The sequence below is a fragment of the Geobacillus sp. WSUCF-018B genome (assembly GCF_002809985.1).
GTDB lineage: Bacteria > Bacillota > Bacilli > Bacillales > Anoxybacillaceae > Geobacillus > Geobacillus thermophilus.
The window spans coordinates 40,662-64,150 of record NZ_PIJF01000011.1; the positions used below are offsets into that span (position 1 = coordinate 40,662).

At 53.3% G+C, this 23,489-nt stretch carries 28 protein-coding genes; 7 read left to right on the forward strand and 21 right to left on the reverse strand.

The features are described from left to right. The first annotated feature begins 36 nt into the window (after positions 1-36). Positions 37-627 carry an SCO family protein gene (locus tag CV944_RS05220; RefSeq protein ID WP_033011623.1) on the forward strand — a complete coding sequence of 197 codons (591 nt, stop codon included), beginning with the start codon at positions 37-39 and terminating at the stop codon, positions 625-627. 112 nt (positions 628-739) lie between these two features. On the opposite strand, the gene CV944_RS05225 is transcribed toward CV944_RS05220, so the two are convergent. Together CV944_RS05225 and CV944_RS05230 are read right to left on the reverse strand one after the other, a co-directional pair. After that, on the reverse strand, positions 740-1,045 hold the full coding sequence (locus tag CV944_RS05225) for an AzlD domain-containing protein (RefSeq protein ID WP_033011622.1): 306 nt from the start codon (positions 1,043-1,045) through the stop codon (positions 740-742). Continuing rightward, on the reverse strand, positions 1,038-1,754 hold the full coding sequence (locus CV944_RS05230; protein ID WP_100663930.1) for an AzlC family ABC transporter permease: 717 nt from the start codon (positions 1,752-1,754) through the stop codon (positions 1,038-1,040). The genes CV944_RS05225 and CV944_RS05230 overlap by 8 nt, the downstream gene beginning before the upstream one ends. 149 nt (positions 1,755-1,903) lie before the next feature. Here CV944_RS05230 and dat point away from each other — a divergent pair, with 149 nt between their 5' ends. Beyond that, complete coding sequence (gene dat / locus CV944_RS05235) at positions 1,904-2,764, forward strand: D-amino-acid transaminase (RefSeq protein WP_033011618.1); 861 nt, start codon at positions 1,904-1,906, stop codon at positions 2,762-2,764. Between the two features lie 57 nt (positions 2,765-2,821). On the opposite strand, the gene CV944_RS05240 is transcribed toward dat, so the two are convergent. From CV944_RS05240 to CV944_RS05260, 5 genes are all read right to left on the reverse strand, one after another. Then, complete coding sequence (locus tag CV944_RS05240) at positions 2,822-3,619, reverse strand: ABC transporter ATP-binding protein (protein ID WP_033011617.1); 798 nt, start codon at positions 3,617-3,619, stop codon at positions 2,822-2,824. Further along, the gene (locus tag CV944_RS05245) at positions 3,585-4,589 is read right to left on the reverse strand and encodes an ABC transporter permease (protein WP_033011615.1); all 1,005 of its coding nucleotides are present in this window, start codon (positions 4,587-4,589) and stop codon (positions 3,585-3,587) included. The genes CV944_RS05240 and CV944_RS05245 overlap by 35 nt, the downstream gene beginning before the upstream one ends. A 55-nt stretch (positions 4,590-4,644) precedes the next feature. Continuing rightward, positions 4,645-5,652, reverse strand: coding sequence for an ABC transporter substrate-binding protein (locus tag CV944_RS05250; RefSeq protein ID WP_063330282.1), 1,008 nt, complete (start codon positions 5,650-5,652; stop codon positions 4,645-4,647). 127 nt (positions 5,653-5,779) lie between these two features. Further along, entirely contained in the window at positions 5,780-7,324 is a 1,545-nt protein-coding gene (locus CV944_RS05255) for a fatty acid--CoA ligase family protein (RefSeq protein WP_063330283.1), read from the reverse strand. A gap of 149 nt (positions 7,325-7,473) precedes the next feature. Next, on the reverse strand, positions 7,474-8,208 hold the full coding sequence (locus CV944_RS05260; protein WP_063330284.1) for an MBL fold metallo-hydrolase: 735 nt from the start codon (positions 8,206-8,208) through the stop codon (positions 7,474-7,476). 150 nt (positions 8,209-8,358) lie between these two features. Between CV944_RS05260 and yhfH the strand changes: the two genes are divergently transcribed. After that, the gene (yhfH, locus tag CV944_RS05265) at positions 8,359-8,496 is read left to right on the forward strand and encodes a protein YhfH (RefSeq protein ID WP_020958812.1); all 138 of its coding nucleotides are present in this window, start codon (positions 8,359-8,361) and stop codon (positions 8,494-8,496) included. Between the two features lie 319 nt (positions 8,497-8,815). Here the strand turns inward: yhfH and hemY are convergent, their stop codons facing one another. The 6 genes from hemY to CV944_RS05295 all read right to left on the reverse strand — a co-directional run bounded on the left by hemY (position 8,816) and on the right by CV944_RS05295 (position 15,991). Further along, positions 8,816-10,255 carry a protoporphyrinogen oxidase gene (gene hemY, locus CV944_RS05270; RefSeq protein WP_100663931.1) on the reverse strand — a complete coding sequence of 480 codons (1,440 nt, stop codon included), beginning with the start codon at positions 10,253-10,255 and terminating at the stop codon, positions 8,816-8,818. Next, positions 10,248-11,195 carry a ferrochelatase gene (gene hemH / locus CV944_RS05275; protein ID WP_044746241.1) on the reverse strand — a complete coding sequence of 316 codons (948 nt, stop codon included), beginning with the start codon at positions 11,193-11,195 and terminating at the stop codon, positions 10,248-10,250. Before hemH ends, hemY begins: the two co-directional genes overlap by 8 nt. Before the next feature lie 15 nt (positions 11,196-11,210). Beyond that, positions 11,211-12,248 (reverse strand): uroporphyrinogen decarboxylase, encoded by a 1,038-nt coding sequence (hemE, locus tag CV944_RS05280; protein WP_044746257.1) that lies wholly within the window; start codon positions 12,246-12,248, stop codon positions 11,211-11,213. Positions 12,249-12,438: 190 nt separating this feature from the next. Beyond that, positions 12,439-13,839, reverse strand: a complete 1,401-nt coding sequence (locus CV944_RS05285) for a hypothetical protein (RefSeq protein WP_100663932.1) — start codon at positions 13,837-13,839, stop codon at positions 12,439-12,441. 203 nt (positions 13,840-14,042) lie between these two features. Further along, entirely contained in the window at positions 14,043-15,257 is a 1,215-nt protein-coding gene (locus CV944_RS05290) for an ABC transporter permease (RefSeq protein ID WP_100663933.1), read from the reverse strand. Next, a complete protein-coding gene (locus CV944_RS05295) occupies positions 15,254-15,991 on the reverse strand; it encodes an ABC transporter ATP-binding protein (RefSeq protein WP_100663934.1) in 738 nt (245 codons plus the stop codon). Before CV944_RS05295 ends, CV944_RS05290 begins: the two co-directional genes overlap by 4 nt. Before the next feature lie 477 nt (positions 15,992-16,468). Here CV944_RS05295 and CV944_RS05300 point away from each other — a divergent pair, with 477 nt between their 5' ends. Continuing rightward, positions 16,469-16,891: an HIT family protein gene (locus CV944_RS05300; protein ID WP_033011594.1), complete on the forward strand. Its 423-nt coding sequence runs from the start codon at positions 16,469-16,471 to the stop codon at positions 16,889-16,891. A gap of 62 nt (positions 16,892-16,953) precedes the next feature. On the opposite strand, the gene CV944_RS05305 is transcribed toward CV944_RS05300, so the two are convergent. Further along, on the reverse strand, positions 16,954-17,790 hold the full coding sequence (locus CV944_RS05305) for a peptidylprolyl isomerase (protein WP_100663935.1): 837 nt from the start codon (positions 17,788-17,790) through the stop codon (positions 16,954-16,956). 271 nt (positions 17,791-18,061) lie between these two features. Here CV944_RS05305 and CV944_RS05310 point away from each other — a divergent pair, with 271 nt between their 5' ends. After that, positions 18,062-18,151 (forward strand): YjcZ family sporulation protein, encoded by a 90-nt coding sequence (locus CV944_RS05310; protein WP_020958800.1) that lies wholly within the window; start codon positions 18,062-18,064, stop codon positions 18,149-18,151. Positions 18,152-18,226: 75 nt separating this feature from the next. Here CV944_RS05310 and CV944_RS05315 read toward each other — a convergent pair whose 3' ends face one another. Beyond that, a complete protein-coding gene (locus tag CV944_RS05315; RefSeq protein WP_033011590.1) occupies positions 18,227-18,406 on the reverse strand; it encodes a hypothetical protein in 180 nt (59 codons plus the stop codon). A 194-nt stretch (positions 18,407-18,600) separates the two neighbouring features. On the opposite strand from CV944_RS05315, the gene CV944_RS05320 reads away from it, so the two are divergent. Continuing rightward, positions 18,601-18,942 carry a YhaI family protein gene (locus tag CV944_RS05320; protein WP_033013839.1) on the forward strand — a complete coding sequence of 114 codons (342 nt, stop codon included), beginning with the start codon at positions 18,601-18,603 and terminating at the stop codon, positions 18,940-18,942. Here CV944_RS05320 and CV944_RS05325 read toward each other — a convergent pair. Further along, positions 18,935-19,540 (reverse strand): HTH-type transcriptional regulator Hpr, encoded by a 606-nt coding sequence (locus tag CV944_RS05325; RefSeq protein WP_199170442.1) that lies wholly within the window; start codon positions 19,538-19,540, stop codon positions 18,935-18,937. The genes CV944_RS05320 and CV944_RS05325 overlap by 8 nt on opposite strands. A gap of 155 nt (positions 19,541-19,695) precedes the next feature. Between CV944_RS05325 and yhzF the strand changes: the two genes are divergently transcribed. Beyond that, positions 19,696-19,884, forward strand: coding sequence for a membrane protein YhzF (yhzF, locus tag CV944_RS05330; RefSeq protein ID WP_044746248.1), 189 nt, complete (start codon positions 19,696-19,698; stop codon positions 19,882-19,884). Positions 19,885-19,996: 112 nt separating this feature from the next. Here yhzF and CV944_RS05335 read toward each other — a convergent pair whose 3' ends face one another. From CV944_RS05335 to yhaM, 5 genes are all read right to left on the reverse strand, one after another. Beyond that, on the reverse strand, positions 19,997-20,521 hold the full coding sequence (locus CV944_RS05335) for a tryptophan transporter (RefSeq protein WP_033011582.1): 525 nt from the start codon (positions 20,519-20,521) through the stop codon (positions 19,997-19,999). Between the two features lie 93 nt (positions 20,522-20,614). Next, positions 20,615-21,697 (reverse strand): 3-phosphoserine/phosphohydroxythreonine transaminase, encoded by a 1,083-nt coding sequence (gene serC / locus CV944_RS05340; RefSeq protein ID WP_033011662.1) that lies wholly within the window; start codon positions 21,695-21,697, stop codon positions 20,615-20,617. 123 nt (positions 21,698-21,820) lie between these two features. Continuing rightward, on the reverse strand, positions 21,821-22,009 hold the full coding sequence (locus CV944_RS05345) for a sporulation YhaL family protein (RefSeq protein ID WP_015374033.1): 189 nt from the start codon (positions 22,007-22,009) through the stop codon (positions 21,821-21,823). A 107-nt stretch (positions 22,010-22,116) separates the two neighbouring features. Beyond that, complete coding sequence (locus CV944_RS05350; RefSeq protein ID WP_033011579.1) at positions 22,117-22,245, reverse strand: hypothetical protein; 129 nt, start codon at positions 22,243-22,245, stop codon at positions 22,117-22,119. A gap of 24 nt (positions 22,246-22,269) precedes the next feature. Continuing rightward, entirely contained in the window at positions 22,270-23,247 is a 978-nt protein-coding gene (yhaM, locus tag CV944_RS05355) for a 3'-5' exoribonuclease YhaM (RefSeq protein ID WP_100663936.1), read from the reverse strand. Between the last annotated feature and the right edge of the window lie 242 nt (positions 23,248-23,489).

Sequence of the window (23,489 nt, forward strand, 5' to 3'; positions counted from 1 at the left end):
ACTTTTGGTATGATCATGAATAGAGGAGTGATGAGAATGAGAAAGTGGTATACGATAGCAGCGTGCCTCGTACTGTTCGGAATCGGCGCCGGCATCTTTTACTTTACCGTTTATAAGCCATCTGCCGCGCGCCTTCCCCACGATGTCACAATGGAAACTGCCTGGGGGCGTCCGTATGCGTTCGGCGACTTGCCGCCGAAAGTGCGGCTCGTTGAGTTTATTTATACAAACTGTCCGGATATTTGTCCGAATACGACAATGCAAATGGCGAAACTGCGCGACCGGCTGGAAAGCGCCGGTGTATTTGGGCGGGATGTCGAATTTATCACCATCACGATTGATCCGGCCCGCGACACGAAAGAAAAGCTGCAAACATATGCCCGCACGTTTGGCGTAACCGGCGACGGGCAAGGCTGGGTATTTTTGCGCGGCAGCGAGGACGAAACAAAAAAAACAGCCGACGCCTTCGATTTTCAATACCGAGACCCGGGCAACGGGATGATTGTGCATACAGCGCTCGCGTACTTGCTTGACCGCGATGGCCGCGTCATTGAGCAGGTCGGGATGGGGACTTCGCGGTTTCACGTCGATGACGTATATGAAACCATTATGAATGAGTTGCCGTAATATCGCCGCAACAAACAGGTGTCCCGATCACTCGGGACACCTGTTTGTGCTGGATGATGTGTGTTCCAGGGAAATCCGGCGCCTTTTGCCCCCTTGCCAAAGACAGCATCGTTCAAACGACGAGCGAATACAGACTGAGGACCGCAACCGCGGCAAGAACGACGACCATGACATTGGCCCCGAACCAAGCCGCGATGACAGCCGCCGCAAAACCAATGGCTCCGAACACAACATCATCTTGGATGAAAAAAACGTCAGGAATAATGAGCGCCCCAAGCACTGCATACGGCACGTTTTTCAGCACCCCTTGCCAAAACGGCGGCAGCTGGATGCGGCCGAGCAGCACAAACGGCAGCAGGCGGGGCAAGTACGTCACGACTCCCATGCCGATGATCATCCAGACGATCGTGCTATTCATCGCCGTTTCCTCCTTCTTTCGCCAGCCATTGAACGATGACAGCCGACAGCAACGTAGCCAACACGATCGACCATCCTTTCGACAAGTGAAGAACAAACGTGCCGATGGAATTAAACAAAGCGGACAGCCCCGCCAGCCATACGATTTTCCGTTGCTTTTTCAACGCCGGCACAAGCAGCCCGATAAACATGGCGTACAAGGCGATCGCCATGCTTTCCTGCAGGCTTTCCGGCAGGCTCGCCCCTACGGCATGCCCAATGCCGGAATTGACCACCCAGCTGCCGTACGCCATGGCAATCAATCCAAACATATACGAAGCGTTGACCGTCCCCTCTTTCATCGCAGCCACTGAAAACGTTTCATCGGTGATGCCAAAGGCGTACAACGCTTTTTTCCAAAATGCATCCGGCTCGGCTTTTTCGCTCAGGGAAGCGGACATTAAAAAATGGCGAATATTTAAAATAAACGTCGTCAACACGATTTCCAACGCCCCGGTGCCGGCGGCAATCAAACTGAGGGCAATATATTGCGAAGCGCCGGCAAAGACAACAAGGCTCATCAGCACCGTTTCGCCAAGCGTCAGCCCGGTCGTCTTGGCGAGTAGTCCAAAAGCGAGCGCAATCGGCGTATAGCCAATGGCGATCGCCACCCCCGCTTGCACTCCTTGGCGAAACGGCGCCATCTTGCCAGCTTCCCATGTCGTTTCCACTGATCATCCCCCCGTCTTGCTAGATTAATAGCTCCATTATGCAAAAAAGAACGATGTTTCGCAACCCGAACATCCATCACAATTTTTTCCCTATGATATAATCAAATTGATTGACGATCGATTTGTCACAAGAAAAGGAGTGCACGTCCATGACCGTAAAAGCATATGTTTTGACCGAACGCGGCTTCCTTCGTTCCGAACAAGTCGCCTATCCGATGGAAGAACGCGGCTTGCAGTTTGGCGACGGCGTCTACGAAGTCGTTCGTCTATACAGCGGCACGTACATCTGGCTCCATGAACATCTAGACCGCCTATACCGCTCGGCGGCGGCCATTCGCCTCGCCGTTCCGTTCAGCCATGAAGAGTTGGCTGAGCGGCTCGAGCAGCTGCGCCGCATGAACGATGTGCGCGAAGATGCCATTTTGTATTTGCAAGTGACGCGGGGGAGCTTCCCGCGCAGCCATGCATTTCCGGCCGAAAACCGGCCGAATTTGTACGCCTACATTCAGCCGATGGCGCGAAAAACGGAGGAAATGGCGCGCGGCGTGCGCGCGATTTTGACCAAAGACGTCCGCTGGGAGTACTGCTGCATTAAAAGCTTGAACTTGCTGCCGAACGTACTTGCAAAACAAGAAGCCGTCGAGCGCGGAGCGTTTGAAGCGATTCTCCACCGCGACGGCGTCGTGACCGAGGGAAGTTCATCGAACATTTTCCTTGTCAAGCACAAAACCGTCTATACTCACCCAGCGACGGAGCGGATTTTAAACGGCATCGTCCGCACCAAAGTGAAGGAATTTTGCGCTGAACTTGGCATTCCGTTCATCGAAAAGGCGTTTTCCGTCAGCAGTCTCGCCGAAGCCGATGAACTGTTTTTGACGAGCACCACCTCGGCGATCACTCCGATCGTCCAAGTAGAAGAAACATTGATCGGAAACGGCGAACCGGGGGACGTGACGAAAGCGCTGCAAGCCGCCTATCAAAAGGCGACCAAGCCGCTTCCAACCGCTTGACCCGTTCCGTTGCACCGAAAACGAGGCGCCCGCAACGTTGGGGCACCTCGTTTCGTTTTATGAACCGAGCACAGCGCGGTCGCTCGCAAACCGGCTGCCGCGGATGCGCTGAAACTCTTCCAACAGCCGCTCGACTGTCAATTTTTCTTTTTCCTCTCCCTCGGCCGTGAAAATAATTTGCCCTCCATCCATCATGATGAGCCGGTTGCCAAGGCGAATCGCCTGCTCCATATTGTGCGTGACCATCAGCGTCGTCAACTGATGCTGTCTGACAATTTCCTTCGTCAATTCGGTGACAAGCTCGGCCCGCGCCGGGTCGAGGGCGGCGGTATGTTCATCAAGCAAAAGCACATCCGGCTTTGTGAATGTGGCCATCAACAGTGAAAGCGCCTGCCGCTCCCCGCCGGAGAGAAGGCCGACTTTAGCGGCGAGCCGGTCTTCGAGCCCTAAATGGAGCGTTTGCAGCGTTTCCCGAAACCACTTTCGCTTTTCTCTTGTTACACCAAGACGCAGCGTGCGCCGTCTTGTTCGGTTGTAAGCGAGCGCCAAATTTTCCTCGATCGTCATATGGGGGGCGGTGCCGGCCATCGGATCTTGAAACACGCGGCCGATGTAGCGGGCGCGGGCATGTTCTTTGAGCGCCGTGACGTTGCGGCCGTTGATCCACACTTCACCCGTATCAGGGGACAGCCGGCCGGAAATGATATTCATCAACGTCGACTTTCCGGCGCCGTTGCTGCCGATGACCGTGACAAAATCGCCGGGGGCCAGCGTTAAATCAATCCCCCGCAAGGCGACTTTTTCATCAGCAGTTCCTTCGTTAAATACTTTTGTAATTCGTTTTAGCTCCAGCAACCGTCTCTCCCCTCTCAAGCTGTGCTGCTTTCCGTTTTTTCCTCTGTTTTTCTTTTTGCGCCGCCGCCACGTTCGGGACGATCAGCGCCAGTATCACAATCGCCGCCGTGATCAACTTTACATCGCCCGTCTCCAAAAACTCAACCCGCAGCGCAAGCGCCAAAATGAGCCGATACACAATGGCGCCGCCAATCACCGCCCATGTCGCTCGCGCAACCGAACGGGCGCCAAACAGCGCCTCTCCGATGATGACAGACGCAAGTCCGATGACGATCATCCCGATTCCCATGCCGACGTCGCTGAATCCGCCATACTGGGCAACAAGCGCCCCAGACAAGGCGACCAACGCATTCGACAGCCCGAGTCCGAAGACGATCAACCAGTCGGTGTTGGCGGAAAAACTGGCCACCATCGGTTTGTTGTCCCCGGTCGCCCGCAGCGCGATTCCGACTTCCGTTTTCAACAGCCAATCGAGCAGCCATTTCACCACGAGCGCGACGACGGCCATCGAAACGAGCACCGCCCACGTCCGCGGCGCAAACCCGGTGAAAGAAAACAGCTTGTTGAGCGTCTCATCCAATCCGGATTGCCGCCAGGCGGCAGTGATTTTCGTGATGACCGTTTCTTGCTGCAACAGCGGTACATTCGACTTTCCCATGATGCGCAAATTGATGGAATATAAAGCAATCATCATTAAAATGCCGGATAAAAGCGGATTGATTTTCCCTTTCGTATGCAAAAGCCCGGTCAGCGCCCCGGCGGCAAAGCCGGCCGCAAGCGCTGCAGCCGACGCAGCAAACGGATCCGCTCCGCCTGTGATGAGCACCGCGGCGACCGAAGCGCCGGTGACAAAGCTGCCGTCAACCGTTAAATCCGGAAAATCCAGCACGCGGAATGACAAATAGACGCCAAGCGCCATCACCGCATAAATCAACCCCGCTTCCACCGAACCAAACATCGCTGCCGACATGCCTACCCCCCCTGTTGGTGACAAATCCCTCCTTCAATGAAGGAGGGACGGCCGTTTATTCAATATACTCAGCGATCGAATCCCATTCCGGATTGAGCTCAATCCCCATTTCTTGCGCGGCTTTTTTGTTGATGACAAGCTTCAATTTTTGCGGATACTGAACCGGCAGATCGGCCGGCTTTTTGCCGTCCTGCAAAATTTGCGCCGCCATTTCCCCGGCTTCATAACCGATGTCATAATAGTCGAACCCATACGCCGCAAACCCGCCGCGCTTCACAGAATCAAGCTCGCCGACAAACAGCGGAATGTCATGCTCGTTCGCCACTTGAATGACCGATTCCAACGCGGACACCACCGTGTTGTCAGTGATGATATACAGGCAGTCCACTTTGCCGACAAGCGATTCCGTTGCCTGCTTCACTTCAGCCGAGGTCGATACCGACGCCGAAACGACTTGCAAATCGGTTCCTTGCATCGCCTTTTTCACCTGCTCGATTTGAGCGACGGAGTTTTGTTCGCCGGCGTTGTAGACCATGCCGACACGGTTGCCTTTGATATATTTGTCAATAAACTGCACCGTTTTCGGAATGGCCTCCGGGTGCGTATCGGTCGTTCCCGTCACATTGCCGCCCGGCTTTTCCATCGATTGGACAAGCTGTGCGCCGACCGGGTCGGTCACCGAAGTGAACACGATTGGAATGTCTTTTGTCGCATTGAGCGCCGCCTGCGCGCTTGGCGTTGAGTTGGCGAAAATCAAGTCGACGCCGTCCGAAACAAAATTATTGGCGATCGTTTGGTTGTTGCTTTGGTCGCCTTGGGCGATTTGCACGTCATACTCAACGGACAGCCCTTTGTCTTTTAACGCCTGCTGGAATCCCTTGCGCGCCGCATCGAGCGACGGATGCTCGACAATTTGCGTCACACCGATTTTGTACGTCTTTTCTTTCCCGCTCTTCCCGCCGCTTCCCTGGCTGCTTCCCGTCTCTTTCGCGCCGCCGCAGCCGCCAAGCAACAAAAAGCCGGCTGCACACACCGCGGCGAACCGCCGAATCGATTGGCCCATGATCCCATCCCCCTATGTAGAGAAGTTTAGTCCTTTTAAACTTTTATGTGTTAAATTATATAAATTTATCTACTTGTTTTCAATATACTATTCAAAAAAAAGAAAAGGTGCTGAAAATTCAGCACCATCAAGCATGGGAAGACGCGAGCTGCTCTTTTAACGCCCGCCGCAAGATTTTTCCTGTTGCATTTTTCGGCAACTCATCGAGGAAGCGGATTTCACTCGGCACTTTATATTTCGCCAGTCGTTCACGGCAGTAGGCGAGCAGCTGCTCTTCGGCCAGCTCCGGTTGTTTCTTCACCACAAACGCCAGCACCGCCTCGCCGTAATCCGGATCCGGCACGCCGATCACAGCGGCTTCGACGACGCCCGGATGACTGTACAGCACTTCCTCGACCTCACGCGGATATACATTGTAGCCGCCGACGATGATCATCTCTTTTTTCCGGTCGACGATGTAGAAATAGCCCTCCTCATCCATACGCGCCAAATCGCCGGTGTGCAGCCAGCCATCGCGCAAGGCAGCCGCCGTTTCTTCCGGCATTTTGTAGTACCCTTTCATGACGTTCGGGCCGCGCACAACAAGTTCACCGACTTCGCCGACAGGCACTTCTTCACCGTATTCATTGACGACCTTGTTCTCAACATTTTTAATGCTTGTCCCGATCGAACCGGGCTTGCGCGGCCGATCGAGCGGATTAAAGCAGGTGACAGGGGACGCCTCCGAAAGCCCATATCCTTCCGAAATGATGACGTTGAACTTTTTCTCAAAGTTTTCAAGCAAAGCGACCGGCATTGAAGCGCCTCCTGAGATGCAAAGGCGGAGCGTCCGCAAATCGTCCGCGCTTCCACCTTCGTACTGATAAAGGAAATTGTACATCGTCGGCACGCCGGCAAAAACCGTCGCTTTTTCCTCTCGGGCCAGCTGAAACAACTTTGCTGGGCTGAACTTTGGCATGATGAGCACCGTTCCGCCGTTCATCAGCGGGGCATTGAGCGCCACGGTCAAGCAAAAGACATGAAACATCGGCAACGCGGCGATGACGCGATCGTTTTCATTGATGCCTAAATAATCAGCCGTATCTTGCGCATTGCTGTATATGTTTTTATGAGTGAGCATCGCCCCTTTCGGCTTGCCGGTCGTCCCCGATGTGTACAAAATGACGGCGACATCGTCATCACCCAGTTCAGGTCCGGTAAAGTCCGGGCTGCCGTCCGCCAACACTTCTGCAAACGATTTCATCCCTTCCGACAGCGAAACACCTTTCTCCTTCCCTTCCGGCGTTTCACAAACGATCGCATGCTCGAGCAGCGGAAGCCGCTTCTTCGCCTCCACAAACAACGGAGCGAGCAAATCGAGCCCGATTACCGCTTTGACGTCGCCATTAAGCAAAATATACCCAATTTCTTCCGGCGTATAAATCGGATTGATCGGGATGACGGTCGCTCCGAGCCGCAGCGCCCCGTACAGGCCGATGACAAATTGCGGCGAATTGCCAAGCAATAAGGCGATGTGATCCCCCCGGCGAATGCCAAGCTGCGCCAATCCGTCGGCAAACCGCGACACCGCGGCGTCCAATTGTTGATACGTGCATCGTTCCCCCATAAACACGTACGCTTCTTTGTCCGGTAGTTGTTTGGCGATTTGCGCCAACCGCGTCGTTAAGTTCATCCAATCTCCCCCTTAAAAATGAATGAATGACCATTCATTTTTCAAGTAAAAAAATTCGAACTATAATTTATTATAAAAAAAAGAACGGCGAAGGACAAGCGAAAGCGCTTCCCTCGCCGTTTTTTTTTTTTTTTTTTCGCTGCTTTTCGCTACTGCGCCCACACTAAGCCGGTGCGGGCGAGGCGAATAACGCCGCGGAACGTCCGCTCCGCTTCTTCAACGAGCTGTTCGTGCCTGCCAATGTGCGGCAAGTGCGTCAACCATAGTTCACCAACGCCCGCCCCCTCGGCGATGGCCGCCGCTTCCTCGCTCGTCATATGGCCGGCCGGCGCCGCGTTTTGTCCGGCGTAAAAATTGCACTCGCAAATGAGCAAGTCAGCTCCTTTTGCAAACGGTATAAATTCCGGCATGTAGCTCGAATCAGCCGTGTACACGACCGTGTTGCCGCCGGCAGTGATGCGCATCGCATAACACGGAACCGGATGGACTGTTTTCAAAAATGAAAGCGAAAACGGACCGACCGCAAGCACCTTGGCCGGGTCATAAGGAATCCCTTCCGTAATGCCGCTATGCGTCAGGCGGGCGAAGGCCGCCTCATCTTCTTGGTGGCCGTAAATCGGCAGCACCGGCAAATCCGCCCCTACATTTTTATGAATGAGGCGCGCATATTGGAGCGGGCCGATATCGGCGATATGATCATAGTGATAGTGGGAGACGACAACCGCATCCAAGTTTTCTACAACCGTGTAGTTTTGCAGCTTGGCGAGCGCCCCGCTTCCGCAGTCGACAAGCATGCGAAACCCGTCATGCTCAAACAAATAAGCGGATGTCGCTTCATTGGCGGCGGGAAACCCTCCCCAATAGCCGATGACTGTCACTTTCATTTCCTTTCCTCTCCTTCCACCCATTTTGTCTTCATCATACACGACGGCTGCCTTTTTTTCATCTTTGTTGATTTTGTTTTAAAACACCTATTGACATTTTTATCTGTGTTATAATACAATAAAATCACCAAGACAACGGAGGGGATCACAATGTTGATGAAAGTGTTAGAATTTTTCAAAAACCTGCCACCGAAAAAGTGCTCGCAATGCGGCAAAACGATCGACGAGCAGCACGAGTGCTACGGCAACACATGCTCTGACTGCCTTGGCGCCGCTTACCGCCACTAGGTGAGCGGACGCTGCCCTTGCGTCACGATGCCGGCTGCCCCGCCGGCAATAGGCTGTTCCCCGATGCAGCCTGCCTTTTTTGCTTTAATGCCCCCGTGTGCGGGGCGTTTTTTTTACACAAAAAAAGAGAGGATCATCTACTGCGATAATCCTTGCAAAAAGTAAAGCGCAAACAGCTCAGCTATACTATGCGGCCGTTTTCCCGTAAAGCCCTTAAAAACGCCGCCCAGCTTCCCGAAACGGCGGCACCCCTTGTTCTAGGGAACAGCGCGGCCGGACAACGGAATACACGGGCCGCCTAACGGTACAAGGCGGCCCGCTAATGGGCGCGGCTGTACATCTCGGCCGGCTGGTGTTGTTCCGTTTGGCGCAAGTAGTCAAGCACATCACCGACCGCCTTCTCTCCTTGGTCAATGCAATCCGGCAATCCGAGCCCTTCGTATGAGCTGCCGGCCAAAAACACCCCCGGCAGCGCATCGCCCATCTGCCGTTTAATGTGCGCCAGCCGCTCGCGGTGCCCGACCGTGTATTGCGGCATGGCCCGCTTCCAGCGCGAGATGACGGCAAACTCCGGCCGGCCGTCAATTTTCATCACTTTACTTAAATCATCCAACACAACGCGGACAATCTCGTCATCCGGTTGATCGACGATCTCCTCATCGCCCGGGCGCCCGACGTAGCAGCGCAAGAGCGCCTTGCCAGGCGGCGCGGTGTGCGGCCATTTTTTATGCGTCCATGTGCACGCTGTCATCGTGTAATCGCTGCGGCGCGAAACGACAAACCCAGTGCCGTCAATATCTTGACGGATCGCTTCCTCTGGAAAAGCAAGCGCGACCGTTGCCACCGACGTCAGCGGCACGGACCGAAACGGGGCGAAAAACGGATAATCAGCGAACATATCCGGCACGACATGGTGCGGCACCGCAACAATGACGCTGTCCGCCTCCCACGTTTCACCATTGCTGAGCCGCAGCTGATACGCTGAACCGACGCGGACGATCCGCTCGACGCGCGCCCCTTTGACGACGCTGCCTGGCTCAAGCCGCTTTTCCACCTCTTCGACGAGCGACTGCAAGCCGGTTTTTAACGTCTGAAATGCCCCTTTTCGCTCCTTCTGTTCCTTTGGCGTCGTCCGTTTCGCACCGCGAACGAGGCTGCCGTATTTTTGTTCCAGCTGAAAAAACTGCGGGAACGTTGCCATTAAGCTCATTTCGTCGATGTCGCCGGCGTAAATGCCAGACAGCAGCGGTTCGATCAAATTGTCCACCACTTCATCGCCTAAACGGCGGCGAAAAAAGCGGCCAAGCGGCATATCACCATCGACTTTCACCGGCGGCAGCACGAAGTCGAGCGCCGCCCGCAGCTTGCCGGCCGGCGAAAACAACCCGGTCGCCACAAACGGGGCGATGCGCGTCGGGATGCCCATCACCGCTCCGCCTGGAATCGGGTGCAGCTTTCCATTGACCAAAATGTACGACTTTCCGGTCGCATTATGAACGATTTCCCGTTCGAGCCCGACTTCTTTCACAAGGCGGAATGCGCTCGTTTTCCGCGCCAAAAACGAGTCCGGCCCCCGTTCAATGACAAAACCGTCACGAACGACCGTCTGCACTTTTCCGCCGAGCCGGTGCGTCGCCTCGACAAGTTTACACGTCACTGGCAGATGCTGTTCTTTAGCCGCTTTTTGCAAGTAGTAGGCGGCCGCGAGACCCGTAATGCCGCCGCCGATAATCACAACCGTCCGTTTTCCTTCACTCATGCTTACCGCCTTCTTTTGCGAGCCGCTTTAACACGACCGTCGCCAATGCATCAATAAACAGCGGATCGGTATTCGGCATCTCCGGCCGGTAATAGCGGGCGCCAATTTCTTCGGTTACTTGCTTGCATTCAATATCGTTGTCATACAACACTTCCAAATGGTCGGCGACAAAACCGACCGGCGCATAAACGAACGACGTATAGCCGTGCTCTTCATGGAGCTGGCGCGTCAAATCTTGCACGTCCGGGCCAAGCCATGGCTCCGGCGTGCTGCCGGCGCTTTGCCAGCCGACAGCATAGTGGGCGACGCCGGCTTGATCAGCAATTCGTTTCGCTGTATCTTCGAGCTGCGTTGGATACGGGTCACCGGCTTGAATAATTTTTTCCGGCAAACTATGGGCCGAGACGATCAACACCGCCCGTTCCCGCTCTTGTTCCGGCATGGCATCAAAAATGGCTCTCACTCGTTCGGACCAATATTGCAAAAACTTCGGCTCGTCATACCACTGGTCAATCGTATAAATAACCGGGCCGCCAAGCTTTTCCGCCGCCGCTTTGGCCCGCTCGTTGTACGAGCGGATGCTGAATGTGGAATAATGCGGCGCCAGCACAATGCCAACCGCCTCTTTTATGCCGTCGGCGTGCATGCGTTCAACCGCGTCCTCAATGAACGGCTCAATATGTTTGAGCCCTAAATACATGCGAAACTCGACTTCATCTTGCACTTCGTTCAGCCGCTCCTCGAGCCGTTTCGCCTGCTCTTCCGTAATTTTCGCCAGCGGCGACAGGCCGCCGATGGCTTGATAGCGCGCTTTTAAATCCTCGATTTGTTCCTGCGGCGGCTTCCTCCCGTGGCGGATATGCGTATAATACCGTTCAATATCGTCTTCCTTGTACGGCGTGCCGTACGCCATCACAAGCAGTCCGACAATGTTCTTCATTGTGTTGCACCTCGTTTACTTTGCTGAAGTATACTCATGGATAAAAGCCGTCAGCCGCTTCAAAGTCGCTGGCTGCACATCAGGGAAAATGCCATGTCCCAGGTTAAAAATATAGCCCGGCTGCTCCATCCCCTCGTCCAAAATGCGTTTCACCCGCTCTTCGATCACATTCCATGGAGCGAGCAACACCGCCGGATCCAAGTTGCCTTGGATGGCTTTCACAATGCCTTGGCGGCGCGCCTCCCGAATTGACAGCCGCCAATCAAGGCCGATGACGTCAAGCGGCAAATCGTTCCACTCGCGCGCCAAATGGCCCGCCCCGACGCCAAACATAATGAGCGGCACGCCTTCCTCGCGCAAAGCGGCAAAAATGCGCGCCATCGCCGGCTTAATAAACACCCGGTAATCGTCCGCATTCACCGCCCCGACCCAAGAGTCAAAAATCTGCACCGCGCTCGCCCCGGCCTGAATTTGCGACCGCACGTAGCGGATCGTCATCTCGGCGAGCTTGTCCATTAAGGCAAACCATGCCTTCGGTTCCGCATACATAAACGCTTTTGTTTTATGGTAATTTTTTGATGGTCCGCCTTCAATCATGTAGCTCGCCAACGTAAACGGCGCACCAGCAAACCCGATGAGCGGCACATCCAGCTGTTCGTTGACAAGGAGCCGAATCGTTTCAAACACATACGGCACATCATGTTCTGGATCAATCTCCCCAAGCCGCTCGACGTCTTGAAGCGAGCGAATCGGATTGGCGATCACCGGCCCGATGCCGCCCTGAATCTCGACGTTCACGCCAATGGCCGGCAGCGGCGTCATAATGTCTTTATATAAAATCGCGGCATCAACGCCGTATTGTTCGACCGGAAGCCTCGTGACATAGGCGCACAGCTCCGGTTCATGCGTAATCTCAAACAGCGAGTATTTTTCTTTCAGCGCCCGGTACTCCGGCTGCGACCGGCCGGCTTGCCGCATGTACCAGACCGGCACATAATCCGTTTTCTCGCCGCGGCAGGCGCGCAAAAATGTATCGTTGATCCGTCTTGTCATCTCCATCCGCCTTTCTTTTCCCCAATCGAGCTGTCCGTTTCCGATTTTTTTGCTTATCTGTTTTTCACTATACAGGTTTCCCCGCTCAATGTATAGAGAAGGAAACAAACTGTCAAAAAATCGACCGATTTTCAGCCCATGACCATTATACCAAAAAAGCTGCCCTGGCCGCACAGGACAGCTTTTTTCGTCAGATCAGAAACATGGCGACAACGGTTGTGACCGCCAGACCGACCGCTACCGGAATCAAGTTGCGCCGCGCCAACTCAAACGGATCGACGCCGCAAATGGCCGCGGCCGGGATGAGCGCCCACGGAACAAGCGTGCCGCCGCCGACCCAAATGGCAGCGATCTGGCCGAGCGCCGTTAACGTGGCCGCCCCGCCGCCAATGGCGACCGCAAACAAATGGGCGACCGAACCAGCGAGCGAGATGCCGGAAAACCCGGAGCCGTCAAGACCGGTAATCGCCCCGACAATCGTGAGCGTCACTGCCCCGATTTCGTTGTTCAGCGGCACTGCATGAGCCAAGGCGACCCCTAAATCGTTGACAATGCCCTGTGACGCCTGCGGCAAGTAGTCGCCGATAATTTTTACAAATCCGGCATCGCCAAGATAGAAAAAGGCGGCAATCGGAATGACAGGACCGAACACTTTAAATCCGAACTGAAATCCTTCAATAAAGTAATTGGTCACTTCAGCAAAGCTCTCTTGCCGGTGGGCTAAAACGGAAATGAGGATCAAAATAAAAATCGCGGTTCCGCCGACTAAGGCTGTCGCCTCGCCGCCTTGCAAGCGCAAATAAAACATCGCGATGACGTCAAGGGCAAACAACACCGGAATCAACAGCGCCAGCCATTTTTTCGCCGTCTCGGCGAGCAGTCCTTCCGTTTTTTCGAGCGCCGAATCCGTGGCAGCAGCGATTTCTGCATCGCCGCCCACCAAACGTCCTTGCTTCATGTCGCGGCGCAGCAAATAAAACGCGGTGACGGTCGTGACCGCCCCCATGACAAACACGAGCGGCACACTAGCGGCGATGACGTCGCCAACCGGCAGGCCGGCTGCATCGGCGGTCAGTTTCGGCGCCCCTTGAATGATGAAATCGCCGGAAAGCGCGATGCCATGCCCAAACAAGTTCATCGCCATCGCCGCTCCTAACGCCGGCAAGCCCACCCGGACCGCTGCCGGCAACAGCACCGCCCCCATTAAGGCAACGGCTGGAGACGGCCAGAAAAACCAGGAGATGACCATCATCAAAATCCCGATCGTCCAATACGCCCAAGCCGGCGTGCGGATCAAGCGGACAAACGGCGATACCATGACATCATTGATGCCGGTCGCCGACAACACTTTGCTCATCGCCACAATAATAGAGATGACTAAAATCGTCGGCAATAGCTCCGTAATCGCGTAAATAAAGCTGTTAAACACTCCGCTGACCGCCGCGCTCAGTGAATGGGTAGCGACCGCCGCCAATAAAAAGATGCCGGCAATGCAAATGAGCGATGTATCCTTGCGGGCGACCATAAACCCAATGATGAGCATGATAAACAGCAAGTAAATCCAGTGCAGCGCCACAAGCTCTACACCCATACACAATCCCCTTTCTCCCCAACTTCCAGCCGGCCTGCCGGACATGCGCCTGGGCTGGTGTACTACAGCATATGAAGCGGGAAAGAAGGTGTGAAACAAAAAAGAAGCGCTGCGCTGGGAGAGCATCAAGCAGAAACAGCACGTTAAGGGCTTTCCGTCGCCCCTTTCAAAAAAGAAAGACGCCGGCCTTGGCTCGAAAAGCGCTAATAGCCGGCGTTGGCCCTCCGGCGCGGGCGTCCATAGCGCCCGGCCGCCCAGATCCCCCACGCGTTTCCGCCCACCCAAGTGGCAAGCCAAAGAAAACGGGGGGAGACAGCAGCCAATACAAGGTGAAACAACGTATTTTGCGCGATGAGCAAGATGGCGAACAGCCGCATGGCAGCGGCGGGCGATTCCGTCCGCGGCAGCGGGTACAGCCGCGTCCATAGCGAATAACGGTGGCGATGAGGAAGCGCCGCCAATTGAACAGCGGTCGCATACAACACCAAAAGCACCGTGGCCGCCCGCATGTATTCATGGTCGGCCGCCGCGAGCACGACGCATCCGATGGCGGTTAGCCGCACATACAGTCCTGCGTACCCGCCGGCGCGCAAAAACGTGCGTGCATACAAATGGAAAAAGACGTGCCGCGTCCCGTACGGAATAAAGGCCAGCAACGGGTCGAGCCAACGCCGCCGCTTCGCCGTCTCCCGCCATTCCGGAACGTCCGTGAACAAGTTGGCCACCCGGTAAAACAATCGGGCTGCGCGCTGCTCTTCGGCGATGAGCCGCTCCCACTTCCATGTTTTCCCTTCTGTCCATCGCCATAAGCAGACGGAAAGAGCGGCCATCAACGCGGCGACCGTTCCGAAAAACGGCCACGGCGCCGCCGCCAGCCAAAAGTACACGACAAGCGCCGATGCGCCCAAGCGGACAAGCGCGCTCCAACGATGAAACGACGGTTCAGCAATGTAATTCCCCTTCCAACTCGCCCATAAATTCCATAGTTTTAAACAGACGATGCCGAGCAAAAAGAGCGGCCACGGCACCGGCGAAAACCGGACATGGAGCGGTCCGGCCGCCAAAAGAAGCAAACATAGGCCGTAGGAGTGCCACACTGCAGAGAAAACAAACGCCCGGCGAATATATGGACGCAGCCGGCGCTCGGCCGGCAGCAAAAACACCATATCCGCTTCACGGAACAAGGTGCGCACCGACCCTGACGCCGCCGCCCAGCCAAACACCGCCGCAGCGATGGCTGGGTACGGAAATGAGGGGGGGAGCTGTTCGATCGAGCGTTTATACACGACCGCCGCCCAACCCAACACGATGAACAGGCCGACAAGCAAATGGTCATTGAACATGTAACGCAAGTACCGGAGCCTTCGCCTCCCCTCCGCTCGAAAGCGCTCCTGCCAAAGCTTGCCGGCGTCCATCATGGCGCATCATCCTTTGTTAATTCAATGTACACCTCATCAAGCGTCGCATGTTTCAACCCGGACTGGCGGCGGATGTCATCAAGCGTTCCTTTCGCTTTCACGCGCCCTTGGTGCAAAATGACAAACGAGTCGCAATACCGCTCGGCCGTTGCTAAAATATGGGTTGATAACAAAATGCCGGCTCCCTTCGCCTTTTGTTCATTCATCCGCTCGAGCAGCGCATGAATCGCAAGCGGATCGAGGCCGAGAAACGGCTCATCGATGATATAAAGCGGCGGTTCAAGCAAAAAGGCGCATACAATCATGACTTTTTGCTTCATTCCTTTCGAAAAATGAGCCGGAAACGAGGAAAGCCGCCGCTCCAATCGAAACTCGCGAAGCAAGGGAGGAAGGCGGCGTTCGTATTCCGCCTCGCTCAACCCGTACGCCATCGCCGCTAGACGCAAGTGTTCTTCCAATGTCAGTTCTTCATACAACACCGGCGTTTCCGGAATAAAGGCAAACTGCTTCCGGTACGCCTCCGGCTCGGCCGCGAGCGTATAGCCGTTGATCGAAACCGTCCCGCGGCGCGGCTCCATCAAACCGATAATATGTTTGATTGTCGTGCTTTTCCCGGCCCCGTTCAAGCCAATCAAGGCCACCATTTCGCCGCGCTCAACCGAAAATGTCACATCCTCAAGCACGTTTTGTGCTGTATACCCTCCGGATATATGATCCACTTGCAAAAGCGCCATCGTCCGCTAACCCCTTCCACCGCGAAATGGCTTTTGCCCCCATTGTACCAAAGAGAAGCGGTTTTTACCAAAAAAGTTTGTTGCCCCTCCCTGCATAAACACTGCCTCTGCGGGCATGATAAATAGCGAAGAGGGGATGGGGATTCACCAAGCAAAGGCTGATGAACGATCCATCTGAAATGGGGTGTTCGTCAAAGACACCGTTGTGAGCCGCAAGACGTTGTAAACCGTTCATGAACAAGGGCCATCTGTCTGTTGCTGAGAAGCAACGAACCTGTCCAAAGGGGATGGTCGCGTTGAACAAAGGAAGCGCTCACGCCTAAACGACTTTGTCGCAAATGGGGTGTTCATCAAACGCACATTTGCTTGAATCATCCTCTCCCCTTTTCACCAGCCGGGATGTAACCGCATGCGGGATTACATCCCGGTTTTTTTATGGTAAAATGAAGAAAACGAAAGGAAAGGGTGACCGTTCCTATGAGTGATTGCATTTTTTGCAAAATCGTCAACGGCGAGTTGCCGGCGGCGAAAGTGTACGAAGACGAGCATGTGCTTGCCTTTTTGGACATCAGCCAAGTAACGAAAGGGCATACGCTTGTCATCCCAAAAGTACATACAGAAAACGTTTTTACGCTTACGCCGGAGGCAGCCGGCCGTCTGTTTCGCGCCGTGCCGGTAATCGCCAACGCGCTGAATAAAGCGTTTTCCCCCGTCGGGCTCAACTTATTGAACAACAATGGCGAGCAAGCGGGGCAGACGGTGTTCCATTACCATCTTCATCTCATTCCGCGCTACGGCAAGGGCGACGGGTTCGGCGCGGTCTGGAAATCGCATGCGAGCGACTACACCCCTGCGGATTTGCAGGCGATCGCCGCCACGATCCGCGAACAGCTCAGCTGACCGCCCACTTCGCCTTTATTCGTGCCATAAAAAACGGAAGCAGGCCGCCCTGCTTCCGTTTTTCATTGTTGTCCAAGCACATCTTGCAAGTCTTTATCCTTGATCTCAACATCGGCGTCTTTCACGAGCTTGTCCACTTTCGACTGCATCGTTGTCGGATCGAGTTTGCTTCGCTTTACTTCAAAGACGATTTCGTCTTTCATTTCGTCAAACGATTTTTTCTTTTCTTTGTCTGTCACTTTGATGATATGGTAACCGTAATCGGTTTTCACCGGATCGCTCACTTCGCCGACTTTCAGCTTATAAGCAGCATCCTCAAACTCTTTGACCATTTTCCCCGGTCCAAACCAGCCTAAATCGCCGCCGTTGGATGCCGATCCTGGATCTTGCGAATACTCTTTCGCCAGCTTCGCAAAGTCTTCGCCTTTCTCAAGCTTCGCTTTCACTTCTTTCGCTGTTTTTTCATCTTTCACCAGAATGTGGCTGGCGCGAATTTTCGGTTTATAGTTATCGTAATATTCTTTCAGTTCCTTATCGGTCACTTTAATACCTTCGATCGCCGCCTTTGTCCGCAGCAAATCAAGTTTGACCATGTCACGGATTACGTTTTCTCCGTTTTGCTGTACAGCCAAGTCGTATTGCGTGCCGTACGCCTCTTTGATCCGCTCGATTTCACGGTCAATTTCCTCATCGGTCACTTTATACTTTTTGCTCAATACTTTTTCATCAATCAAATCGCGAAGCACCGTCTTGCCGACGCGCTCTTTCATCTCATTGTAAAATTCGTCTTTTGTAATGTCGCCGTTTTTCGTTTCAACAACTGCCTCTGAATCGCCGTTGTTGCACGCCGATAACGCCATAAGCGAAACAACGACGGCGGCTGCCATCCACTTTTTCATCTGTTTCACAACCCCTGCATCTTTTTCATTATTTTACACTGTCCGGTTTTGTTCAGCGCCAGACCCCCCCCCCCCCGCGGGCGCGCCCTGAAGCGGCGCCAGGGGAAAAGCGCCTGTCCGCTTGAACTACGACAATAACTATACCATATTTCCAGCGAAAAAAAAACCTTTTTCCATGTTAGTCATCCGCCCATAACATGTACGCTTGCCATACATATGATGGAGATGAAGCGCCGCGGCAGGCTTCTTCTCGCCGAAAGGGGGTGTTACGATGAGCGCACCTTATGCCGGAGGCTTTGCGTTAATCGTTGTGCTGTTTATTTTGCTGATCATCGTCGGCTGCGCCTGTGTCATCTACTAAACAAAAGAGGGTGTCCCCCGAAACCGGGAGCACCCTCTTTCTTCCTCTTTCCCGATCGGCCGCACCGGCTCCTCGTTATGTAAACAACACTTCAAAATAAGAAGAAATCAATAAAATCGTAATCAGTACGTTGATCGTCCGGAAAACCGCCGGCTGCTGCTCCTCCGGGATGTCTCGCTGCGCACAAAGCGAGTGGGTGAGCTGATTCACAAAAAATAAAACCGCCACTGCCAGAGGGATAAAGTAAAGCGCCAAAACTCTTCCCCTCCTTCTCATCTTCACCAAACACCGTCCATGGCTTTAACTTTACCTCGTCCGCCGCCGGAAATCAATCTTTTTTCTCTCGAAAAATACGGTGAAGCGATTTTCCCTATTGGTGAATGCGCACAAATCCGGTAAAATATACGTAAACACGGTTGCACTTTATGCCAGCCAAAGGAGCACGGTGTATGGAGTCGTTGGAAAAGCGAGTGGCCAAGCTCGAATTTCACCAGTCATTGTTGCTGGAAATGGTCGATGAAACGAAAAAACCGTTTTACTCCCTTGTGATCCGCGCTGATTTGACCAAAGAAGAAGTCGACGCATTCCTATCGTTTTGCCAAGAGCTCGCCGAGCAATATGAGCGGCAAAAAGCGGAAGGGTTGACGATTTTCACCCCTCTGCTCGTGCAGTTTGCCGGGATGCTCCATCCGAACCTTCCGCTCGAACAAACGGTTGACGCCATGTTGGCCCAACAACTGTTTGTGCCGCTGATGACCGAGCTGAAAATGCTCATTCAAACCGTCAATTAGCCTGGCTGGCCAGCTCTTTCTCCTGCTCTGTCGCTTTCGCCGTCCGCCTGACGAGCTTGCCGTCTTGCTCGACAAAGTCTTCCTTAATGTTCTCAAACGCCCGCTCAAAAATCTCCATAAAATCGTCTCCATAAATGTTGCGGACGATGCACATCATTTCTAAAATTTCAGGAAACTTCCCGTACAGCTCGCGCAGCGGCAACGCCCCATTAAAGACCGCATTTTTCGTCGGGTCGTACGTTTCCATCAGCTTCATCAGCACTTCTTCGCCTTTTTCGGTCAACTCAATGTACGTATTGCGCTTGTCGTCTTGCCTTTTGGAAAACGAAAGCAACCCTTTTTCTTCCAGCTTTTTTGAAAAGTTAAAAGCTGTCGAAACGTGCATCACACCAAATTTGGCAATTTCTGAGATCGATGCCCCTTTAAAATGGTAAGCAATCCATAAAATATGATGCTCATTAATGTTCAAATCGAATGGCTTGATCCATTGCTGCCAGTCTTTTTCAATCGATTTCCATAGCGCCTTGCTCAGCTGGGCGATCCGTTGGCTAAATAGCATTGCCTCTTTAACGGAATAATGCTGTTCTGTCCCCTTCATCGTTCCACCCACTCTTTCCCTCACCGTATTTTTTATTTCCTATTATATCAATAAAACAAAAGAGAATAAAGACAAAAATATTTATTTTTATGATTTTTTTTGCATATTCATAGTAATAAACCTAAGGAGACTGCCGCATACAGGAGGAAAACGCAATGATGTATATACAATGGATGCTTGCCGCAATCGGATTCGTATTTTTCTGTCTTTTTATAAACACTTTCTTTTCTTTATGGAAAGCGCGGGCGTACCCGCCAAAGGCGCTGCTCAAAGAGCAAGCTTTGCGCTATATTGGAATAGCATCGCTTTGTCTGTTTGCCGCCTGGCTTCTCAGCTACGCTTAGCGTTTGTTTGAATTTTCAAATAAAGAAAGGCAGGGAACGAGCTGCAAACCAGCATCGTTCCGCCTGTTTGATAGCAAAAAACCCGACCAGCCATGATCGGGTTTTTTGCCGTTTACACGTGCGCTGTGACGTTCATCCGCCGGAAAATGGACGCCGCAATCGGATAGATAATGGCCATGGCCACCGCATTTAACGCCGCGGTTGGCAGCACAATCGTGACAAACAGCGCAGAAAAGGTCGTTCCACCCGGCAACCCAACAATAAGGAGCGCCGCGGTTAAAAACACCGCCCCGGAAATGACGGTGCCGACAGCCGCCAGCACCGCCGCCCCGGCCACTGTCTGGCTGTACTTTTTCACCGCAAAGATCAGGGCAAAGACGACGAAGGCCGTGATGATTTTGTCGATCATATTCGGCAGCTGCCCGCCCGGAAATGTCGTCGTCATGGCGGAAATCAACCCGGTGGCGACGCCGACAAGACCGGCTGCCTTGACGTTTGGAAACAGCAAAATCGCCAACACCATCATCGCCAGCATCATATCCGGCTTCATTCCGAAAAACAACCCCGGAATGGCGGCGTGCAACACGGCTCCGATTCCGACTAACAGCGCCATCGATACTAATGCTCTCACATTCATGCTCATCTCTCCTCATCTCTCCTCATCTATTCTCATGCTCGAGAATTTTCTATTATTATATCACTTTGCAGTACAAAAGTGAAGAAGAAAGTTTCAGGCAAAGCGGCGGCGAAAATCGTTCATAAACGATGCGAGCGCTTCGCACGCCTCAAGCGGCACCGCATTGTAAATCGACGCCCGGCAGCCGCCGACCGATCGGTGCCCGCCGAGCCCGACAAACCCGTGTTCTTTCGCCTCAGCGAGGAACGTTTTCGTCAGCTCCTCATTTGGAAGCGTAAAGGTGACGTTCATGAGCGAACGGCTCCCCTTTTCGGCGTGCGGTTTGTAAAAGCCGCCGCTTTCATCAATCGCCTCATACAGCACGGCCGCCTTTTGCCGGTTGCGCTCTTCCATCGCCGCCACACCGCCTTGCTCTTCGACCCATTCGAGCACGAGCGACAGCATGTAAATGGCAAACGTCGGCGGCGTGTTGTACAACGAATTGCTCTTCTGGTGCGTCCGGTAATCCAGCATCGTCGGCAGCCCATCCGGAATGCGCTCCAGCAAATCGTTGCGAAGAATGACAACCGTGACTCCTGACGGCCCGAGATTTTTTTGCGCCCCGGCGTAAATGAGGGCAAACTTGCTGACATCGAACGGCCGGCTTAAAATGTCGCTCGACATATCCGCGACCAAGTCAACCGGCGTGTCCGGAAATTCCTTCCACTGGGTACCGAAAATCGTGTTGTTGGACGTAATATGGACATAGGCGGCATTTTTCGGCCATTTCACATCATCGAGCGGCGGAATATACGTGTAGTTCGCCTCTTTGCTCGACGCGACAACCGTTGTCAAGCCGATTTTTTGCGCTTCTTTCAGCGCTTTCTCCGACCACGCCCCGGTCAGCACATAACAGCCGATTTTCCCTTCCGTGAGGAGGTTCATCGGCACCATCGAAAACTGCAAGCTCGCCCCGCCTTGCAAAAATAAAACGTCATACCCGTCCGGCACGCCAAGAAGCTGCTTGAGCCGCTCTTTTGCCGCATTGTGCACCGCCTCGTATTCCTTGCTTCGATGGCTTAATTCCATCACCGACATGCCAGTGTTTTGAAAATTAAGGAGCTCTTTTTGCGCCCGCTCGAGCACCGGAAGCGGAAGCGCGGACGGGCCGGCGTTGAAGTTGTATGCTCGTTTCATCGTCATCCCTCACTTTGCCTCCTGGTAGTCCGTTGATATTACTATCCTAACACGATTCAAAAAAAAAGAAAGAGAATTTTTTGAAAAAAGCGTTTTCAAAAATCAAAAAAAGAAAGCCCTTGGCTATTGCAAGGACTTCGCTTGCTTCCGCCGCTCCCGTTCTTGACGGATGCGCTCCATATAAATTTCGCCTTCTTTTTCTATAAACGCCTCGTCGATTTCCCGCTCGCGCGCCGCTGTTTTTACAGTCATGTAGCCGCTGAAAATAATGCCGGCAACAACCAAATACACCCACCAAGGCAAACTGAGCATCGCCATCCCCTCCTTGTACGCTTGTCTTACTACACTATACGCGTGAACGGCCAGCTGTATGCATGAAGAAAGAGGCGGGGACACCGCCTCTTTCCTCGGGACAACGCTTATGCTTCGTTTCGCTTCTTCTTTGTTTTCTTCTTCGCTTTCTTCCACTGTCGGCGCAGTTCGCTCAACGTTTCTTTCGCCTGTTCGTGCTGGGATGTCGGGACGATTTCAATGATTGGTTCGATCACGGTTTCATCCCTCCTTTGCCAGGGCTATTTGTCATTACCCCCATGCCCCGGCTTTGAAACAGATAAAAACACCGGCTTGTAAAACGAGCGGTTGTCAAGGGCAAAAACGCGTTCCGTAAACTCGCCCGGCTTCACCTTCTCGAGCGCGCGGTCGATCATCGTAATTTTCGCATCCAAATTGTCAATGTAATGAAGCACCTCAGCTTCTTTGACGAGCGGCGGCTTCGGGCTGCCCCATTCCGCCTTGCCATGATGCGCGAGCACAAGATGCTGCAAAATGACAACTTCTTCACCTTGAATGCCGAGCTGTTCCGCCGCCTTGCTGATCTCGCTCACCATGATCGAAATGTGTCCGAGCAAATTTCCTTCCAGCGTATACACCGTCGATACCGGACCAGATAATTCCATCACTTTGCCAAGGTCATGCAAAATGACGCCGGCATAAAGCAAGTCTTTATTGAGCGACGGATAGAGATGGACGAGCGCCTTGGCGAGTTCAAGCATCGACACGACATGATACGCCAGTCCGGAGATGAATTCATGATGGTTTTTCGTCGCCGCTGGGTACTCAAAAAACGCCTTTTCGTATTTTTTCAACAAATAGCGGGTAATGCGCTGGATGTTTGGATTTTCCATCGCAAATATGTATTCCATCACTTTCGCCTTCATTTCCTCGCGCCCGAGCGGAGCCGTCTCCAAAAAGTCATCGATGCGCACCGCATCGCCCGGATGAGCAGGACGGATCGAACGGATGCGCAACTGCAATTTGCCACGGTAGTTATGGATGTCTCCCGCCACTTTGACGATGCACTCCGGCACATACCGCTCTTCATCATCTGGCGAGACATCCCACAGTTTCGCTTCAATGTCGCCGCTTTTATCTTGCAAAATCAACGTTAAGAACGGCTTGCCATTGCTGGCGATGCCTTTCGTTGCGGATTTGATGAGCAAAAAGAGATCAACTTGTTCCCCAATCTCATAATGGATGATGCCTTTCGCCACTTCGTTCTCCTCCGTTTCTCTGTACATACTTTCTAGTATATCATAACGGTTAGAGGGCAAAAAGAAAGCCTTGCCGAAACGGCAAGGAAACATTGGCCCAAACGTCCCGTCACGCTGTTTATTTTTTTGTTAGCTGAATGGCCCGTTTTATCTTAATTAGGCGAGAAGACTCCCACTTCAACGAAGCGAAGCGGAGTAAGTGGGAGATGAATCGCCTTAACTATATTTTGCTGAAAATAGGA

What these genes read in the sequence shown, in the direction of transcription:
- CV944_RS05225 (WP_033011622.1), bottom strand. Translation starts at nt 1,045, where the DNA reads ATGAATAGCACGATCGTCTGGATGATCATCGGCATGGGAGTCGTGACG.
- CV944_RS05285 (WP_100663932.1), bottom strand. Translation starts at nt 13,839, where the DNA reads ATGGGTGTAGAGCTTGTGGCGCTGCACTGGATTTACTTGCTGTTTATC.
- CV944_RS05335 (WP_033011582.1), bottom strand. Translation starts at nt 20,521, where the DNA reads ATGAATGTGAGAGCATTAGTATCGATGGCGCTGTTAGTCGGAATCGGA.
- CV944_RS05245 (WP_033011615.1), bottom strand. Translation starts at nt 4,589, where the DNA reads ATGTCGGCAGCGATGTTTGGTTCGGTGGAAGCGGGGTTGATTTATGCG.
- CV944_RS05295 (WP_100663934.1), bottom strand. Translation starts at nt 15,991, where the DNA reads ATGGCGCTTTTGCAAGTGGATCATATATCCGGAGGGTATACAGCACAA.
- CV944_RS05250 (WP_063330282.1), bottom strand. Translation starts at nt 5,652, where the DNA reads ATGGGCCAATCGATTCGGCGGTTCGCCGCGGTGTGTGCAGCCGGCTTT.
- CV944_RS05325 (WP_199170442.1), bottom strand. Translation starts at nt 19,540, where the DNA reads ATGAAGGGGACAGAACAGCATTATTCCGTTAAAGAGGCAATGCTATTT.
- CV944_RS05255 (WP_063330283.1), bottom strand. Translation starts at nt 7,324, where the DNA reads ATGAACTTAACGACGCGGTTGGCGCAAATCGCCAAACAACTACCGGAC.
- hemY (WP_100663931.1), bottom strand. Translation starts at nt 10,255, where the DNA reads ATGAGTGAAGGAAAACGGACGGTTGTGATTATCGGCGGCGGCATTACG.
- CV944_RS05220 (WP_033011623.1), top strand. Translation starts at nt 37, where the DNA reads ATGAGAAAGTGGTATACGATAGCAGCGTGCCTCGTACTGTTCGGAATC.
- dat (WP_033011618.1), top strand. Translation starts at nt 1,904, where the DNA reads ATGACCGTAAAAGCATATGTTTTGACCGAACGCGGCTTCCTTCGTTCC.
- hemE (WP_044746257.1), bottom strand. Translation starts at nt 12,248, where the DNA reads ATGACAAGACGGATCAACGATACATTTTTGCGCGCCTGCCGCGGCGAG.
- CV944_RS05290 (WP_100663933.1), bottom strand. Translation starts at nt 15,257, where the DNA reads ATGATGGACGCCGGCAAGCTTTGGCAGGAGCGCTTTCGAGCGGAGGGG.
- CV944_RS05310 (WP_020958800.1), top strand. Translation starts at nt 18,062, where the DNA reads ATGAGCGCACCTTATGCCGGAGGCTTTGCGTTAATCGTTGTGCTGTTT.
- yhzF (WP_044746248.1), top strand. Translation starts at nt 19,696, where the DNA reads ATGATGTATATACAATGGATGCTTGCCGCAATCGGATTCGTATTTTTC.
- serC (WP_033011662.1), bottom strand. Translation starts at nt 21,697, where the DNA reads ATGAAACGAGCATACAACTTCAACGCCGGCCCGTCCGCGCTTCCGCTT.
- yhfH (WP_020958812.1), top strand. Translation starts at nt 8,359, where the DNA reads ATGTTGATGAAAGTGTTAGAATTTTTCAAAAACCTGCCACCGAAAAAG.
- CV944_RS05260 (WP_063330284.1), bottom strand. Translation starts at nt 8,208, where the DNA reads ATGAAAGTGACAGTCATCGGCTATTGGGGAGGGTTTCCCGCCGCCAAT.
- CV944_RS05300 (WP_033011594.1), top strand. Translation starts at nt 16,469, where the DNA reads ATGAGTGATTGCATTTTTTGCAAAATCGTCAACGGCGAGTTGCCGGCG.
- CV944_RS05320 (WP_033013839.1), top strand. Translation starts at nt 18,601, where the DNA reads ATGGAGTCGTTGGAAAAGCGAGTGGCCAAGCTCGAATTTCACCAGTCA.
- hemH (WP_044746241.1), bottom strand. Translation starts at nt 11,195, where the DNA reads ATGAAGAACATTGTCGGACTGCTTGTGATGGCGTACGGCACGCCGTAC.
- CV944_RS05305 (WP_100663935.1), bottom strand. Translation starts at nt 17,790, where the DNA reads ATGAAAAAGTGGATGGCAGCCGCCGTCGTTGTTTCGCTTATGGCGTTA.
- CV944_RS05345 (WP_015374033.1), bottom strand. Translation starts at nt 22,009, where the DNA reads ATGCTCAGTTTGCCTTGGTGGGTGTATTTGGTTGTTGCCGGCATTATT.